At 67.0% G+C, this 16,687-nt stretch carries 14 protein-coding genes and 1 tRNA gene; 6 read left to right on the top strand and 9 right to left on the bottom strand.

The features are described 5' to 3' along the window. The 5 genes from ACQPYA_RS02250 (at position 1) to ACQPYA_RS02230 (ending at position 7,647) form a co-directional block, all read left to right on the top strand. Entirely contained in the window at positions 1–1,218 is a 1,218-nt protein-coding gene (locus ACQPYA_RS02250; RefSeq protein WP_433530972.1) for a tyrosine-type recombinase/integrase, read from the top strand. Between the two features lie 267 nt (positions 1,219–1,485). Continuing rightward, on the top strand, positions 1,486–2,451 hold the full coding sequence (locus ACQPYA_RS02245) for a hypothetical protein (RefSeq protein ID WP_433530971.1): 966 nt from the start codon (positions 1,486–1,488) through the stop codon (positions 2,449–2,451). A 117-nt stretch (positions 2,452–2,568) separates the two neighbouring features. Beyond that, complete coding sequence (locus tag ACQPYA_RS02240) at positions 2,569–3,456, top strand: hypothetical protein (RefSeq protein ID WP_433530970.1); 888 nt, start codon at positions 2,569–2,571, stop codon at positions 3,454–3,456. A 147-nt stretch (positions 3,457–3,603) separates the two neighbouring features. Next, positions 3,604–6,990 carry an NERD domain-containing protein gene (locus ACQPYA_RS02235; RefSeq protein WP_433530969.1) on the top strand — a complete coding sequence of 1,129 codons (3,387 nt, stop codon included), beginning with the start codon at positions 3,604–3,606 and terminating at the stop codon, positions 6,988–6,990. A 456-nt stretch (positions 6,991–7,446) separates the two neighbouring features. Beyond that, complete coding sequence (locus ACQPYA_RS02230) at positions 7,447–7,647, top strand: hypothetical protein (protein WP_433530968.1); 201 nt, start codon at positions 7,447–7,449, stop codon at positions 7,645–7,647. Positions 7,648–8,311: 664 nt separating this feature from the next. Here ACQPYA_RS02230 and ACQPYA_RS02225 read toward each other — a convergent pair. The 5 genes from ACQPYA_RS02225 to ACQPYA_RS02205 all read right to left on the bottom strand — a co-directional run bounded on the left by ACQPYA_RS02225 (position 8,312) and on the right by ACQPYA_RS02205 (position 12,491). Continuing rightward, a complete protein-coding gene (locus tag ACQPYA_RS02225; RefSeq protein WP_433530967.1) occupies positions 8,312–9,217 on the bottom strand; it encodes an AbiV family abortive infection protein in 906 nt (301 codons plus the stop codon). A 96-nt stretch (positions 9,218–9,313) separates the two neighbouring features. Further along, positions 9,314–10,378: a hypothetical protein gene (locus ACQPYA_RS02220; protein ID WP_433530966.1), complete on the bottom strand. Its 1,065-nt coding sequence runs from the start codon at positions 10,376–10,378 to the stop codon at positions 9,314–9,316. 244 nt (positions 10,379–10,622) lie between these two features. Continuing rightward, the gene (locus ACQPYA_RS02215; RefSeq protein WP_433530965.1) at positions 10,623–11,840 is read right to left on the bottom strand and encodes a hypothetical protein; all 1,218 of its coding nucleotides are present in this window, start codon (positions 11,838–11,840) and stop codon (positions 10,623–10,625) included. 66 nt (positions 11,841–11,906) lie between these two features. Beyond that, positions 11,907–12,272: a hypothetical protein gene (locus ACQPYA_RS02210; RefSeq protein WP_433530964.1), complete on the bottom strand. Its 366-nt coding sequence runs from the start codon at positions 12,270–12,272 to the stop codon at positions 11,907–11,909. A 146-nt stretch (positions 12,273–12,418) separates the two neighbouring features. Then, positions 12,419–12,491, bottom strand: a tRNA-Thr gene (locus tag ACQPYA_RS02205). Positions 12,492–12,613: 122 nt separating this feature from the next. On the opposite strand from ACQPYA_RS02205, the gene ACQPYA_RS02200 reads away from it, so the two are divergent. Continuing rightward, complete coding sequence (locus tag ACQPYA_RS02200; protein WP_433530963.1) at positions 12,614–14,368, top strand: metallophosphoesterase family protein; 1,755 nt, start codon at positions 12,614–12,616, stop codon at positions 14,366–14,368. A gap of 29 nt (positions 14,369–14,397) precedes the next feature. Here the strand turns inward: ACQPYA_RS02200 and ACQPYA_RS02195 are convergent, their stop codons facing one another. From ACQPYA_RS02195 to ACQPYA_RS02180, 4 genes are all read right to left on the bottom strand, one after another. After that, positions 14,398–15,237 carry a PSP1 domain-containing protein gene (locus ACQPYA_RS02195; protein ID WP_433530962.1) on the bottom strand — a complete coding sequence of 280 codons (840 nt, stop codon included), beginning with the start codon at positions 15,235–15,237 and terminating at the stop codon, positions 14,398–14,400. A gap of 102 nt (positions 15,238–15,339) precedes the next feature. After that, positions 15,340–16,041 (bottom strand): hypothetical protein, encoded by a 702-nt coding sequence (locus tag ACQPYA_RS02190; protein ID WP_433530961.1) that lies wholly within the window; start codon positions 16,039–16,041, stop codon positions 15,340–15,342. After that, entirely contained in the window at positions 16,041–16,346 is a 306-nt protein-coding gene (locus tag ACQPYA_RS02185) for a hypothetical protein (protein ID WP_433530960.1), read from the bottom strand. The genes ACQPYA_RS02190 and ACQPYA_RS02185 overlap by 1 nt, the downstream gene beginning before the upstream one ends. A 1-nt stretch (position 16,347) precedes the next feature. After that, positions 16,348–16,677, bottom strand: coding sequence for a YbaB/EbfC family nucleoid-associated protein (locus ACQPYA_RS02180; RefSeq protein ID WP_433530959.1), 330 nt, complete (start codon positions 16,675–16,677; stop codon positions 16,348–16,350). Between the last annotated feature and the right edge of the window lie 10 nt (positions 16,678–16,687).

The following is a 16,687-nucleotide window of genomic DNA, read 5'->3' as shown; positions in this document are numbered from 1 at the left end:
GTGGCTCGACCTCCGCTACCCATCGGCACCTGGGGCGCGATCCGCACCGAAAAGCTCGGCCCCAACCGGTACTGCGCCCGAACCCGATTCCGCGACCACGACGGCAAGACCCGCGACGTCGAGGCCACCGACACCACCGGCCCCGCCGCCATTCGGGCTCTGAAGGTCAAACTTCGCGACCGAGTCACCCCGAACGACGACGAGATCACCAGAGATACCCACGTCAGCGTCCTCGCGAGGCTCTGGTTGGACGAGATCACCGCGGAGGAACGTGTCACGCCGCAGACGATCAGTAGGTACGAGATCAGCGTGCGTGTCTCGATCGAGCCCGCCCTCGGCGAATTGCGTATCCGAGAGGCCACCGCAGGCCGCCTCGACAGGTTTCTGCGCAAGGTCGCCGAGGACCGTCCGTCAGCCGCCAAAGGCGCAAAGGTTGTCCTCGGCCAGATGTTCGCCTTGGCTGTACGCCGAGGCGCGCTCACGGCCAACCCCGTGCGCGATACCGGTCGACTGCGTAGCCCCCGCCGCAAGGTGGTGGCCCTGGAGGTGAACCAACTGAACGATGTTCGCGAGGCGATCCGGAGTTGGCAGCAACCTGCCCCCGGCAAGTCGGGACCTCGGCCGACCGGCGACCTGGCCGACATCGTCGACCTCATGCTCGCCACCGGCGCCCGCATCGGCGAAATTCTTGCGCTGCGCTGGGAGGATCTCGATCTTGTCGCTGAACGCCCGACGCTCACCATCTGCGGCACGATCGTCTACCTCAAGGGCAAGGGCTTCTTCCGGCAGGAGTGGACGAAGACCGACGCCGGTTTCCGAACGGTCGTGCTGCCTCGGTTCGCGGTCGGGATGCTGATGGGTCGCAAACTCAACGCCGCCGACAATCCCCACGACGCGATCTTCGCCTCGCGGCGCGGCACCTGGCTGTCACCGCAAAACGTACGCCGCCAGTGGCGTCAAGCCCGCGCCGACGCCGGCCTCGAATGGGTCACCCCGCACACCTTCCGCAAGACTGTCGCCACCCTGATCGACAAGGAGGCCGACGCCAAGAGGGCCGCCGCTCAGCTCGGGCACGCCACCGAGCAGGTCACCAACAAGCACTACATTGTCAAGCCCGCCCTCGCCCCGGACAGCTCCGACATTCTCGAACAGCTCGGCACCGGCAGGACGACGACAGGCGCCAAGCGCCGTGATCCTGGGCCACGTCAGGCTGCGTAGACGCGCACAGACGGCGGTCGACACCGCACGGCACGGACATGTTAAAGGCGTCGATGGAACGGTCAGAACTGCATCGATAAGACATGAGGCCCTGCCCGGCACTCCTGCCGGTCAGGGCCGCATGCTGGCCGCCACTCGGAATCCAATGGCCGACCTTTGGACCGTCGCCAACGCAGCTGAACGTCCTACGCCGATATATCCGGCGGTTCCGCCGCACTGACTACCTTAGACAGACACACGGCGCCCCGTAGCCGATACCCTGCGGTGGTGACGCAACGGGTGCGAGCCCATGAGCTGCGCGAGGCTATCGCCAACGCGCTATATCACCTCAAGTCGTACCAGCTTCCTAAGGCATGTGCGCGCTACGGTCTCGCCCCCGGCGATGACGACGAGGCGTACGCCAGTAAGAAGTGGTACGTCCTGCGCCGGATCGAAGAGTGGGACACGCCCCAACTGGTGACCCTCGCGGTCCGCATCCTGGAGGATCACGCCGACGACGCCTTGCAGCAGCTCGTCAACCGCGCCGGAGCGCGAGGCGTCGTGGGCGACTTCAAGAACCTGATCTTCGCTGCGGACGGGCCGAAGCCGGAACTCGTTCTGCGTGACGCTGTCAACAACGTCATCGAGATCGTCAAGCACGGCGAGCACTGCCTCGTCTACGACCGCCCCCTGCCCGCCGACGGCCTGAGCTGGGCCGCCCTGGTGCGCTGGTGGTGCGAGGCCCAGGGCATGCCGCCCGGCGACGAACTCATCTATCCGGCTCGACTGTTGTTCAAGCGCCTGGCCCGTTCCCTGGCATCGGAGCCGGAGCGACGGTTCTTCCGCGCGTATCACGATCTGCACGGCCCGCACGACATGGACCGCGTCCCGGCGCTGATCCCGCAGGTGTACCTACACTACGACCCGTACACCCAGCGCAGCCGCCAAGCCACCCCCGGCCCGCTGCCGAGGCAACGCATGGACTTTCTCATGCTTCTACCCCAGGACCAGCGAATCGTGATCGAAATCGATGGTAAGCAGCACTACGCCGACGAGACGGGTCGAGCGCAGCCACGGCTATATGCCGAGATGGTCTCCGCGGACCGTCTCCTACGCCTCGCCGGCTACGAGATGTACCGGTTCGGCGGCTACGAACTCTGCCAGGACCAGCGCAGCGCCGACGAAGTTGTCGCCGCCTTCTTCCGTGACCTATTCGACCGGCACAGCATCAATCCAGCCGCCAAGCCAGCATGAGTCGGCCCCGTACCTGGCGCCATGGGCTTCTGCCGACGTCTTCGGGAAGGCCGCGCCCGCGCGCGCCCGGCGTAATCCTGCTGCCCTGCTCTAGTGATGGCCGATAGTGTCACGGCCGTGACCGACGCCTGGGACGACCCATGGGGCGATTCCGCGACCGCCGATGCGCCAGAATCCGCTGCGGCATTCACGTGGGCACCGCTGAGCCGCCGCATCGCAGGCCTCGGCCCAGACGACACTGTCCACGACGGCGTTCCGAGCTACATGCGCGGCGCACTGACTGACTGGGTCGACATGGTCTACAACGTTGCGGAGAACGACCGAGACTCGGGGGCCTTGGACAACACCCTGCGGCTACGGCTGCGCTGGGAGCAGGTTCCCGCCCCCTGCACGCTCACCGATGAACAACTTCTCGACCTCATCGACGCGATCCTGAACTGGTGGACGATGCGGCCGGCGCTGCGGGAGCAGATCGCCGAGATGCTGACCGCCGGCGGCGCCGGGTGGCGCGTCACCGCTGACGGCACCGCCGTGGAGCGTCGCGTAGACGAGACAGTCACAGCCACCGTCATCCACACCGTCTCCAGCGTCACGGCAGACGCGGCCGATCATCTCGCCGCCGCCTGGCGCGCGGCGTACGGTCGGCACCCCGACCCAGACAAGGTGTTCCACGAGGCTATCCGTGCCGTCGAGTCGATCGCGTGCCCGTTGGTGGAGGCCAAGAAGGCCGAGAACGGCAAGGCCACGCTCGGCACCGTCATCGGCGAACTCGCCAAGAACTCCGGACACAGGTGGGAACTGGTGCTCCCCGGCCCTACCGGCGCTCCGCGCGACGTGACGCCGTTGGTCAGCATGTTAGAGCTGCTCTGGCAGGCTCAGGTCTCCCGTCACGGCGGCGCCCCGAAGTCCCGCCGCCAGGATCAAGCCGAGGCTGAAGCCGCCGTGCACCTCGCGGCGACCCTGGTTCAGTGGTTGGGTTCTGGCGTGCTCCGCAAGAAGGCTTGATCAGCGCCCTCTGAGTAAGCCAGGCCGAAGCTCGAACGAGCAGCGAACACCTACCGTCGGCCGAAGTTCGTCGCTACGGTCACCGTGTGAGTAGGTGGCGCCCACGACGGGTATACACGGGTCAGCTTCGGATGTTGGCCGTAACAGGTGAGTAGGGGCCCCTGCGAGGTCTTCCTCGGCACCCAGATCGACGACCGCAACGAGGCTCGCTTCCTGCGGCGAGTCCGGGCTGATCTAGAACGACATGGTGGTACCGCAAGGATCTATGCCAACTTCATCACCCGACGCTCTCAGCGCCAGGTTGATTTCCTCATTAGCACCGCACACCGGCTTGTGCACGTCGAACTGAAAGCTGTGGACCCTGGGCTGCCGCTGATTGGTAGCGCCAACGGGCCGTGGGAACAGCAGCTACCGGACGGGCAGCGCCGTTCGCTCGAGCGCAACTTCTACCGCCAGGCTCAGCAAACGACTTTCGCCATCAGCGACGACATGCACGACTTGGCCAACAGAGGTGAGGTGCCGCAGCCCGGGGGCAAGTTCTACCGTCATATCCACACGGTTATATGTTTATACCCGGACATTCCCGCTGATACTCGGGTGGACCACTACAACCATGTCGATGTCCTCGGCTACCGGCACCTGCTCATGCTGCTCAGCACCGACGGGCCCCACCCAGCCTGGGCCGATGACCACTGGTCAACGTTCACCCGGCACCTTCAGATGTACCCGCAACCGGTCGACGGCGCCGAAGGCGCTGAGCAGCGGATCAGCCGAACCATGCTGGAGGACTATCGCCGCCGGTTCGTCGCCGCACGCCGCCGCCTGCGGGCGTACGTGCCTATCGCCGCACGGCGGGGTGAGACAATCGTGCCGGACCCAGCCGCATTCCTGACGGAGGCTACCGCCAGCGGGCAGACGGTGGTGATCGTCGGTAAAAGCGGCACCGGCAAGTCCCACGCCGCCCAGCACGCCGCAGTTGCGGTCGCTGAGAACGGAGGCGTACCAGTGTGGGTACGCTGCGGCGAGTACGAGCGTGGCCGGCTCAGCCATGCCTTGTCGCGCGCTGTTGCGCCGTTCACGACGCAAGCGTGCCTCCCGCTATTACACAGCGCCGTCGACCTCGGCTGCCCCGTGCTGGTGATCCTCGACGGGGTGAACGAATGCGTGCCGACTGATCGTGAGGTCCTGATCGAACAGGTCGGCGCCCTACAACTTCGGGTACCGGTCGCTGTCGTCATCACCTCCACAGAGAAGGTCGGGCTGCCAGAATCCAATGCGTTAACCCTTCAGACCTTGGCCCCTGACGACGACGCCCGCACGGCCTTGATGGCTGTGCACGGCCACCGAGGCGAACTATCGGGCCTCGAAGCGTTTCAAACTCCGATGGAGCTGTCCATGGCTGCCGAGTGCGGGGAGTCACTGCGGCCGGGCGCCACCTCTACTGAACTGTTCGACGCCTACGTCACCCGACTGTGCCCATCGGAGACAACACGTGCAGGCCTCCGCCGTATCGCAACCGAGATGGACATCCAGTTGCGCGGCTCGCTGACCACCACCGAGGTACGCCTCCTGCTTCACCGGGCGACCCCTGACCCCCGGACGATCGACATGGATACCATGCTCGGCTCGCCCCTGCTGGCTCCGACCCAAGGGCGGATCGCGTTCAGCCACGAGTTGCTGGCCCGGTTCCTCACCGCGGAGCAACTCGTACTCGAAGCTGCCGATAGCCGCACCCTCGCCGAGGCGTTAGGCGACGTCCGGCGAACGGACCTGCACAACCATGCCGTAGCGCTGGAAGCCGATATTGAACGCCGCCTCACCCTGCTTCTCACGCTGTCCAGCGTCAGTCTCCTGCGCGCCGCCGCGCGCGGCGCATTCGGCCCTGCAACAGCTCACGCGGTCATTGCGGAAGTCTCAACGGTTCTTGAGGTTGCTACAGCCGCCATAGACGACTACCGCTTGACCAGCATCGAGGAGACGTCAGACAACGTCCTTGAGCCCCACTGGACCGCCGACACCGCACGCAACGACCTTCAGCAGGCGTTGTTGTGCGTGGCTGGACGGTGCCTTGCCGACGGCCTTTTCATCGAAGAGTCCGCGTCCCTGCTCGATGCCACCGATCGTCGCTGCACCGACGAGATGCGCCGGCTGCGCGAGGCCGGTAGCCGCCGCGCTATCAGTGCGGTCGTACAGGCCACGTACGGCCGATTCGTCTACGGCGACGACCGCGAGCGCCGCCAACCTGCCGCCTCGGTAGTCGTCAGGGCCAGCGAGCATGGCTGGATCAAGGAGAATCGGCCATCGCGGACGCCATCGGCGATGCGCAGGTTATGGGACTATCCCGGCCAACCACGATGGGGTCGCCTCACGGCCGCGCTGCTGCTGATGAACCCGGACGACCCTGCCGACCTGCGGCTGTTACCCGACGTGTTCGCCGCCGCATGGAAAGCCAACGGCTACCACCTACGGCTGACAGCGCTAGACGCTGCGATGCGGGCGTCCTACAACGCCGACGAATCCACTCGTCAACGGATGCGCTCACTCTTGGACGACTGCGATAAGGACAACGTCCTACTCAACAGCCTGCTGTTCGAGGCTCTGGCGGCCCACGGTGGTCTTGACCCGCTGAAGACCGAAGATGAGATTCGCGCGGAGATCGCCGAGATTCTGGCCTCGCCGGCAGACCCACAGGCATGGGACGCCGCACAGGCCATGATCGGCATGACTTTCGAGGATCAGCGTCTGCACGGACCCTACGCCGAAGTGCTCTACGGGCTGGAAGACGCCGACGCGCTACGGCTGCATGTCATGGCCGCCCGCAGCAGCAGCTTCCCGTACAACCGGGATACGATTCTGAAGGTAATTGTTGATCATGCCGACCGAAACGACGACGACGCCCGAGCTGCCCTGCGCGATGCGATCGGGCGACTCGACTGGGACAACCCATTCCGGGACGAGGCGATCCGCGCCCACCTGATCGCAATCTACGGTTGGGCGAAGCTCACCGACCGCCTGCCGCCACCCCCAGCCGATGACACCGATCCAGTCACTCGGACATGGCGCATCGTCGATGAACTGCTGTTTGAAGCCTTCCGCGGCACCGACAAAAACGCAGAAGCCCTGGCGATGCTGTGGTCCGAACTACTGGGACCATACGCGGCCAATGCAGTCGATGCTGTCGCACACGTCAGATCAGCCTGCAGATTCAGCCTCATCCCCCTCGAACCGTCACCGTACGTATGCCTGGTCGAAACGTGGCCCGACCAGACGCGGCAACTGTTCGAATGGTGCCTGCTGCATTACGTCCGGGCCGGACCGCCGTTCGACCGACGGACGGCCCACGACGCACGCCGAGAACTCATCGCGGACCTCGCCTACGTCGGAACCCACGCCACCATAGTGCTCTTGGAGCCCTACCTTACCGACCCCGAGATCGGAGCCACGGTGGTGGACGTGATCCGCGCGATCAAACGACGCTTGGAAAGCACGTCGAGGACCGGTGCCGCCGAGCTCCCCGGCCGCACGAACGACTGAAGAGAGCAAGGCGGTCTACCGCTGCCACCGGCATGGTTATGGCCATCTGCCACGTCCGTCGCGGTCGACTGCGGCGTAGAGATCTCGAAGTCGATGCGGGCCCTGGCGATGGCGCGGATCACCGTGCGCCGCCAGCCGTCCGTGCTGTCCGCGACCGTGGTCCACCGGGTGTGATCACCCAGCGAGTAGTCCCGAAGCCGGCCCTCGCCCGCGCTGAGGTACAGGAACCGGTTGAGCTGTGGAGTACGACCCGCCCGCCCTCTCCAGATGCCCCCGGACGCCTGCGTCGCAGAGCGCCACGCCACTATCACTTGGCGAACTCCTACCCCGACAGGTACACATAGCGACGCGACCCGCTGGTTGTAACTGCTGTGGCGCCGGGCGGCACGAGGGACAAGGTCGGCGCCGGACGCATCGGGCACCTACGCTATATCGAGTCGGTCCGGAGGTGGTGTCTTGGCGTTCGACTTCTCCAAGGTCGGTGCCGGGCGGTGCACCCGCCGGCTCATCGATCCACGTCAGCTCTTTGAGGCGCTTCCCGACCGCGCCGAGCGGTACCCGTTTCTTCGTGATCCCCAGGGACAGGTTCTGGAGAGCTGGTTCGCCCGCCGCATGGAACGTGATCTGGTGGTCAAGATGAACACCGGAGGCGGGTAAGACCGTGGTCGGGCTGGTGGTCTGCCAGTCCAGGAACTTGACGGGTCCGCTCCGTCCGCGACTCGCCACAGGTCGGGCCGCGAGTCGCTGCGCGGGCATGTGCCCATGCAAACGGCCAGCGGCCTACGCCGCCCAAGGCGGACATGTCGAACCTAATCGCGCACTGGCGTTTCCGGGGAGTCGGGGGGTGATTCAAAACCGCACGACAATAAATAGGGCCCTGACCAGGGTTTCTGGTCAGGGCCTCACCTGAGCCGCCTGTCGGAATCGAACCGACGACCTCCCTCATCGGTAGTCAGCAAGGGCAAACGAAACACCTCGGTGTGCCGGGCGGGCATGGCGCACTGACCAACTCGACCCACCCAACTCGCCGCACGGCGATCTTCAACTGGATCGAGGGGTGATACAACACTCGCCGTCAGGACTCAACCCTCGGCTACTTCAGCCCTGCCGCCTACGGGGCCACCGCGTACACGAGCGGGCCACCCAGCACGGTAGCGCGAGATCAACATATTCCCCCATCACCCCGCACATCACATCATTGCCCGCACCTCGGCAGCGGGAACTCGCTCGCGTGGCTAGGGCGTCGCCGACCGCGCCACCGACACGATCCACTACCCGATGTCACAAGCCACTAGCGGGGCAACGACCACGAACCTGTCGCCTACTGGCCGTAGTAATAGGCAAGATCTTCAGTGACACCGGATTCCCACGCCAACCGCCGCTCACGGGCGGCTTGAAGCTCGGCCAGCGTCACCTTCTCCATGTCCAGGTCCAGCGTGTACAGCGGGAAGATCCAGCGATCGCACACGAACCGCACGGCCTCCAGGTTTTCCTCGATGTCGAGGTCCAAGCCCTCCTCGGCCAGCCGGCCGATGACAGCGACGTTGAGCGGGTGCAAAGTACTCCAGTGCATGCTGTCGTCAACGGCGACCCCTTGCCAGACGGCACGGGTCGTCCGAAGCCCGTCGATGGAGAGCAGTCCGATCCGGTGCATCGCGGCGACAAGCCGGATGGCGACCGACGCTGGCAGCGGATACTTAAACGGCTCGTCGATCATCGCGGCGCGGCTTCCCGGCCCGGTCCAGTAGCCGTTGCCGTCCTCGTCTCGGACGTAGTCGACGTAGAGACGCTCTTCACGGCCGGCGAGGACCTCGTTACTGAAGATCCAGTCGACGTCCATCGGGCCGTCGAGGTAGAACTCCGTTCGCCAGCTATCAACGTAGCGGCGAACCTCCGCGAGGTCAGCCGGATTCCCATCATAGGCCCGCACGTACAGACCACGCGCAAGGTGCTGGTAGAACCGGCGACGCAGCAGGTCCTCGACCCGCTTACGGTCCTTCCAGCCAGCGCGTGCCACGTCCAAGAGGATGAGAACCTTCGCAGCCTCCTCGTCAGCGAAACACCGCAGGACCGCAGCGCTTTGATGACGACGAGAATCCGCAAGCGCCCCCGCATCTGCTTCAAGCGCGGCGACACTTGAGGCCAACTGTTCCATGCCCTCGGCCATGACGGCGAACCGCTGCCGCTCAGGCAGGTGAAGGATCTTGTCGAGCTGACGCGCATACACCAGCCAATGGTCCGACCGGCCGAGCGGCCCGACAACCTAAATTGAGACCGTCTCCAACCCCTGATCGGCGGCGAGGTGCTGGAGCACCACCACGCCCTACGCCTCGCCCAAGACCTCACCGCGACGTAGCTCGATGAGGATCTGTGGAACAGGCCGCCGCGATCCGGGGTTGAGGCGGACTCCACCGACGCCGAAGGGGTACCTGTTCGACATCCACAACAGCCCCGACAATCGGGCGGGCATCGTCCATCGGGGCGGATGCGCTAGGTCGATCTGGTACGAGCCGACATGTGTGTCGCCAAGGTTGAACTGGAACGCCATGGTCTGCTCGCCGGCGAGCAGACTGTCGACATTGGTCAGCCCCAGCCCGGTAAACGGGTGCGCGCCGACCGCGACGACGAACGGTACGTCGCGTACGTCGATGATGTCGGCGTACTTGCTGACCTTGGCGTCGACGGCGGCGGCGAGCCTGCGCGCGTCGACAGGTCCCGCGATGCCGCTCGGTGAGGCGAACTGCGCGCATAGCCCATTGGTCGAGCGGAGCGGACCGAATCGATTGGCGACCACCGTAAACCGGTAGCCATGGGTATCGATCACTGCGGGCGGGATCGGCGAGGTGAGTAGCCGGGCGCGCAGGTCCCGCGCGATCCGTTTGGCCATGCCCGCCTCGGGCGGTCTAGGCGGCATGTTGCCGCGAGCCGCCAAGGCAAGGACGACACCCACCGGGATCTTTCTGATCAGCTGGTCGAGGAAGTGCCACCCGCGGATCTGGCCGAAGGTCTGCCTCGCCGGCTGATCGGTGTGAACCTCCACGAACATGGCCGGCTTCCCGTCCGCATCGAGCACGGTCCAGTCCGGCGTAAGCGCGCCGTGCTCACCTTCGTACACGACGGTGAAGCCGACCGCTCGAAGCGCCGCACCGGTGGCGAGCTCGAAGATGCACGGCCAGTGACTTTCGTCGAGCCACACCTTCCGCTCGAACCCTGCGGCCTCCTTCGCGTCGAGCAGATCAAGCTGCTCGCCGAGCCAGGCGCGCCACGGCGCGTACTCGTCATCGACAGCAATGTCGTAGGTCAGCTGCCGCCCGGAACGCGGCCGGGCGCCGAAGCGGCGACGATGTTCCTCGACAAAGCCCGGACCGAACCGCGGTTGATGCTCCACGAGGACATCATCACGAGCCCTGCAACCGGATTGCCCAACCGGGGCAGACCACCGATGTGGACGGCGCCTGATGATCGGGTGACCCATCGCCGACGAAGAGCCGAGATCTGGCGGCGTGGGCACGCCCGGGCGGCAGGCACCTGTACCGAATACGGCATCACTCAAATATCTCCGCTCCACCAGCCCTGCGAGCGGGTATTGTCTTTGACGTGCCGTTGTTGATCGATGAATGATCTGGTCTGGCCTAGAACAAGCCTTCCATATTTTCCATGCGGTCTCGCTCCAGTGAGCTGCGGAAGACCCACTCTTGGAATTCCTCGACGTCGGCCGATCGGGAGGTCAGAAGGTCCGCGAATTCTTTGTCGAACCTGACGTCCAGCCCTTCGTTGATCCAGATCATGCCGATCTCGGTGGCTCCGGATTCCAGCCACCCATCCACGCGATCGAGCTCAGAGCAGATCGAGGTAAATCCGTCCACGCCGGCAGGAGTGAAGTCGAACGTCGGACTGTCGCGCACGTCGCTCATCGTCAGCGGCAGCGCCCCGAGGCCAGGAAAGAAGACCGAGATTGTGGAGCCGGCTTTATCGAATCCGCCGTGCGAGTACGGATTCCGATAGTATTCCACGATGGCGTGTATGGTGTCGTAGTGGCCCTTGGCAACACGGTCTTTCATATCGAACACCTTCTGGAACTTTGCACTCCAGCGATCGCCGATGAATTTCTTGATCTCTGCTCCCGGTGGAAGGCCGCCAATAAAAGGCAGAAGCAGCACCAGGACGTGCTCCAGCCAACTGGTGTAGGCGGTGACCATAGCGAAGGTATTGTAGAAGCCGGTCACCTGCCTGAAGAGGGGGCCCTTTACCGACTGGCGCATCATGCCTGGCCGCCCCGGGACCGGCTCCAGTGGCGTGGCTTGAGGTGGAGTACTGAATTCCTCAAAGGCCCGATCTCGGAAGTATTTGTACATCCCGCGCAGGCGTGGGGCCTGGTTGGTGATAGCGAACTCGCCAGCCGCCATAAGGAGTTCAATCCTGGGACTGAGCAGACTCTTCTCAACGATCTGTTGCGCCTTCTTCAGTCGGCTCACAATACGCCGGGACGCCTGCAAAGCCTCCTTCTCGGCGGACCCTGGTCGGCGTCCGACGTAAAGCCTTAACCCGTACTTCTGGAGGCTCAGTGCGCATTCGGATCCCTCGAAGGTGAAGATGTACTCCCAAGCAACCTTATCGCCAGGCCCCATGTTCTGGGCGCCGGCCAGCGCCAGAACAAAACGCGGCAGAAGTGGCACAGGGAGGTCTTTGGGATCGACAGGAAACCTGAAGTGCTCCCCTCCTGTTTTCCACACGAGGCTCGCCGGCTCTGCCGGCGCCGCGCCAAATCCCTTGAGCGCCAATCTGATTCGCCTCAGGAGATCTGCGACCGCGTCCTTTTCACCTTCGGTTGCGTTACCCTCTTCTGCCATGCCTCGGATTATCGGTGATCCAAGCTGGACGGTCGACCCGATAATCTGCGTCTCTCGCTGCTTTTCTTAGCGCCTGGTGGGAGTGCCGGCCCGGGCGATCAGTTCAGCGTAGCGGTTGTACTGCTCGTCGACGTGCGTCTTCTCGCGTACCAGCGTCCCTTCCTCGGGGCGGTACGTGCGTGTGGGCTGGTCGCGGAAGGAGAGCCAGTCGAAGCCGCTGTTCACCCACGTGTCGTCGAAGATCAGGATGTTCGGCTGCGGTTCGGGGATGTGGGCCACAGTGAGGCGATCGTATCGGCGTGCGAGCCTACGTAGCCGGGTGACGGCGTCTCTGTCGTTGTGTGCGATGTCCTGGCCGAGGCCGTAGCCGATGTGGGCGGTCAGGTCCGACCTGCGCAGCATCATTTCCCTGCCGGACGCGTAGCCCGGCATAGACAGCGACCGACACCCCACGACGCAGGCATGCCGAACCTGATCGCCCACAGGCGTTACCGGGGGGTTTTCGGGGGGCGATTCAAAACCCCATCGATGGAAATGAGGCCCTGACCAGCGAACCCGCTGGTCAGGGCCTCACCCTGAGCCGCCTGACGGAATCGAACCGTCGACCTACGCATTACGAGTGCGTCGCTCTGCCGACTGAGCTAAGGCGGCAACGATGGCCAAGTGTACGGCACGCGTCGGCACCGGACCGAGTGGGATTGCCCGCGTCGGCGAACCGGGCACCGGGCCTTTGGGGCTCGGTACGTCGGAGCGTGGGCACTACGCTGCGGCGAATGACCGACGATCACATCCCTGGCGACGAACCGGTCGACCGCCCCGCTCGCGGAGAGGCCGACGGCGGGCGGGCGTCCCGGCGACCGCGCAGCACCGATCCGCTGGAGCTGGGCTTCACACCGCGCAGGCCGGTGCCGTGGCTCGCGCCGTTTCTGCTGATCAGCACCGGGCTGCGTACGCTGCTGGCGCTGCTCTTCGGGGCGTACCTGGACAAGCGGGAGTTGCAGAAGGCGCTGGACGCGGAGGTCGCCCGGCAGGTCGGGCCCGACGGCGGGCTCTGGCTGGACTATGTGGCCGACCTGGGCGACGGTTTCAACGCCACGTACTCGGTGGCGTACCTGCTCGCCCAGCGGGAGCTGGCGGTGGACGGGCACCGGCTGCCCCGGGCGCAGACCCTGGTGATGGGTGGCGACCAGGTCTACCCGTCGGCCGCCTACGAGGCGTACGAGGACCGTTGCAAGGGGCCCTACCAGGCGGCGCTGCCGGTCACCACCCCGCCGGAGCAGCCGACAATCTTCGCGGTGCCCGGCAACCACGACTGGTACGACGGGTTGACCGCGTTTCTCCGGCTCTTCGTCCGCACCCGGGACCGGCACTTCGGCGGCTGGCGTACCGGCCAGTCCCGCTCGTACTTCGCCGCCGAGCTGCCCGCCGACTGGTGGCTGCTCGGCCTGGACGACCAGTCCGGCTCCTACGTCGACGATCCGCAGCTCACCTACTTCGACACGGTGGCGGAGAAGCTGGGGCCGCAGAGCAGGGTGATCCTGGCGGTGCCGGCGCCGGCGTGGGTCAAGGCCGTCGACGACCCCTCGGCGTACGACTCGATCGACTATTTCATCCGGACCATCGTCGCGCCGACCGGGGCGCGGGTCCGGCTGCTGATCTCCGGCGACCTGCACCACTACGCCCGGTACACCGGGCCGGACGGCCGGCAGCTGGTGACCTCCGGCAGCGGCGGCGCCTACCTGTACCCGACGCATCAGCTGCCCGAGCGGATCGAGGTGCCGCCCCGGGACACCCTGGCCCGCCGGTCCAGCCCCTCCCAGCCGTACGAGTTGGCCGGCCGCTACCCCGACGCGGCCCGCTCCCGCCGGTACGGCTGGGGCATCTTCAGCCGGCTGCCCCTGCGCAACCCGGGCTTCGCCTCGATGCTGGGCGTCCTGCACACGCTGCTGATGTTGTCGATGACCGGCGTTACCGACTTCCGGGCCGAGGCGTCCGAGCAGCGCCTGTTCAGCGTGCCGCTGGTGATGATGGTGCTGGTGACGGTGCTCGCGGCGGCCCTGTTCGCCAAGCCGCCCAGCTCCACCGGCAAACGCCACGCGCGGCACTGGATCCTCGGCGTCGGGCACGGCCTGGCTCACGTCGGGCTGGCCGCCGCCGGCACCTGGGCCTGGCTGGCCCTGCCCTTCCACGACTGGCCCTGGCCCCTGCCGGCGGTCGCCGCAGTCGCCGTCTACCTGCCGGTGAGCGGCCTGGTGGCCGGTCAGCTGGTGGCCGCGTACCTGCTGGTGGCCAGCGTGTTCGGGGTGAACGTCAACGAGTTGTTCGCCGGCCAGGGCATCGAGGACGCGAAGGGCTTCGTACGCCTGCGCATCGACCCCGACGGCACCCTCACCCTCTACCCGATCGCGATCGACCGGGTGGCCCGCAACTGGCGGGTGAACCCCGACCAGTCCCCCGACTCCTCCTGGCTGACCCCCAGAACCCCGCTCCGCCCCCGGCTGGCCGAACCCCCCATCACCCTCACCTGACGCCGACGCCGGGACAGGGGTGGGTGAGGTCAGGGGGTGTAGTGCTGGTCGTGGGCCTGGCGGGGGGCGCAGACCGAGGCGCGGGAGCAGGAGCAGCGGGAGCCGTCGGCATCCAGGCGGACCGTCACGGCGTCGCGGGGGACGCTGTGGCCGACCACTCGGCCCTCCCCCTTCGGGGTGGAGACGCGGGCACCGACCTCCGGGGCGGACTCCTGGAAGCGCTGGTACAGCGGGTGCTCGTACTTCAGGCAGCACATCAGCCGGCCGCAGGCGCCGGAGATGCGCAGCGGGTTGAGGGGAAGGTCCTGGTCCTTGGCCATCCGGATGGTGACCGGTTCGAAGTCGTTCAGGAAGGTGGCGCAGCACAGGTCACGCCCGCAGGAGCCGATGCCACCCTGCACCCGCGCGGAGTCCCGCGCCGAGAGTTGGCGCAGCTCCACCCGGCAGTGCAGGGTGGCCCCGAGATCGCGGACCAGGGAGCGGAAGTCCACCCGGTGCGGCGCGGTGAAGTAGATGGTGCTGCGCTCGCCGCCGGCCTCGACGCTGCCGAGCACGTGGTCGACCGCCACCACCTTCATCGGCAGGCCGTGCTCCCGGATCAGCCGTTTCGCCGCGACCTTCGCCTCCGCCTTGCGCCGTCGCAGCGTCTCGTCCCGGCGCAGGTCCTCCTCCTGCGCCAGCCCGGCCAGCCGGGGGAAGCCGCCGGTCTCCTCGGTCACCCACTGCGCGGCCCAGACGCACTCCGCCACCTCGGGACCGTCGTCGGTGGGGACGAGCACCTTGTCGCCCACCTGCGGGCGCAGCTCGCCCGGGTCGAGGTAGTAGAGGCGCCCGTACCGCTGGAAGCTGACCGCGCAGAGCATGCCCATGCCGTTCACCCTACGACGCTTCGCCGGCATCGGGCGGTGCCGTGTGCCGTGCCGACCGGCTGCCGTGACCCCGGGCGGCGCACGACGGGGGGCAACCGGCGGTCACCAGCCGATGCGGGTCGCCCGGGTGCCCGGCAGAGCGCCGCCGTCCGGGCGGGACCGGTTGCCGGCCGGACGCCAGGGAGACTCGGCGAGGCTCGGTGCCCACTGCCGGAGCAGTGTCTCCGCGCCGTCGTAGGCGACGCAGAGGACCGCCAGCACCCGGGCGGCGATCTCGGCGGCAGCGGCACCGCCCGGTGACGACGGCCCGGAGTGGGTCGCCTCACCGGTTACCGAGGTGGCCGTCACGACGGCCACCGCCTCCGCGGAGCCGATCACGTCGGCCAGGGCCCGAGCCACCGCGAGCCGGCTCCCCTCCACCCAGTCGGCGAGCGCGTCGGCGTAACTGGCGGTCGCCTCCAACCGCCCGACCAGGCTCTCCGGCCCCTCGTCGAGGTGGCGCAGCAGCATCGCCCGGGACTGCCCGTAGGACGCGGCGGCCGGCCCGGACCAGAGCACCGGGTCGGTCAGCGCGGCACAGGCGTGGTCGTACCCATGGACCTGTCGACGCACGGTGCGCCCGGCACCGGCCAGCGGCGCGGGACGCAGGTCGAGGAAGCTGCGCAGCGCGTCGCCGGGCAGCACCTGCATCCGGCGCAGCAGCGGCCAGACGCGGTGACCCTCGGGAGCACCGGCGGCGAGCAGGGTGTCGACCCGGCGCAACAGGTCGAGACCGGGCTCGGCGAGCCGGTCCAGCGGGTCCATCACGCCTCCCCGACCAACCGGCGGGAGACGGCGGAGTCGGTGTCGGCGTACTGGTCGGCGGCCTGGCGCAGGGCCACCGCCACGGACGTCAGGTGGGCGGCGGCGGCGTGCGCCTCCCGGGCCCGGTCGCCGGTGGCGGCCACCCACTGGCGATGCAGCGCCCGCCCGATCTCGCCCGGTCGGCCCGGGGCGTCGGCGCCGAACGCCACCTGCGGCGGGTCACCGACGGCGACCGAGCGGGAGAGCGCGGTCAGCGTGGCGCTCGCCTCGTCGAGGCGGCTGGCCAGAGCACGAAGGCTGTCCATCTCAGGCCCCCGTCAGCGATCGGTAGGCGGTGAAGGTCTCGTTGTGCAGCTTCTCCCGGGCCCATTGGGCGGCGTCGGCCGCAGCGGTGACCGCGGCCCGCACCGAGCCGGCCACGTCACGCGGCGCCCGGGCGTGCAGCGGGCCGAGGAACCGCACGTCGGTGATCCGGCCGCTGGCGGTCACCACCACCTCGACCAGACCGTCCGGCGACCGGACGGTGACCTCGACCGTCGCGACGGCCTGGTCGAACTCGGCCTGGAGGGACTCGATCCGGCGGTAACGCCGGACCGCCTCCTCGATCCATGCCTCGTCGATCTCGCCCCGCGGCATCAGCGGACTC

The sequence above is a fragment of the Micromonospora sp. CA-263727 genome, assembly GCF_050942455.1.
Classification (GTDB): Bacteria; Actinomycetota; Actinomycetes; order Mycobacteriales; family Micromonosporaceae; genus Micromonospora.
Note: the sequence above shows the minus strand (reverse complement) of the source record. Positions and strands in the feature narration are given on the sequence as shown.

Bases quoted from the DNA above. Each gene is read 5' to 3' on its own strand.
- ACQPYA_RS02210 (WP_433530964.1), bottom strand. From the start codon at position 12,272: ATGCCGGGCTACGCGTCCGGCAGGGAAATGATGCTGCGCAGGTCGGAC.
- ACQPYA_RS02200 (WP_433530963.1), top strand. From the start codon at position 12,614: ATGACCGACGATCACATCCCTGGCGACGAACCGGTCGACCGCCCCGCT.
- ACQPYA_RS02195 (WP_433530962.1), bottom strand. From the start codon at position 15,237: ATGGGCATGCTCTGCGCGGTCAGCTTCCAGCGGTACGGGCGCCTCTAC.
- ACQPYA_RS02185 (WP_433530960.1), bottom strand. From the start codon at position 16,346: ATGGACAGCCTTCGTGCTCTGGCCAGCCGCCTCGACGAGGCGAGCGCC.
- ACQPYA_RS02190 (WP_433530961.1), bottom strand. From the start codon at position 16,041: ATGGACCCGCTGGACCGGCTCGCCGAGCCCGGTCTCGACCTGTTGCGC.
- ACQPYA_RS02180 (WP_433530959.1), bottom strand. From the start codon at position 16,677: ATGCCGCGGGGCGAGATCGACGAGGCATGGATCGAGGAGGCGGTCCGG.
- ACQPYA_RS02215 (WP_433530965.1), bottom strand. From the start codon at position 11,840: ATGGCAGAAGAGGGTAACGCAACCGAAGGTGAAAAGGACGCGGTCGCA.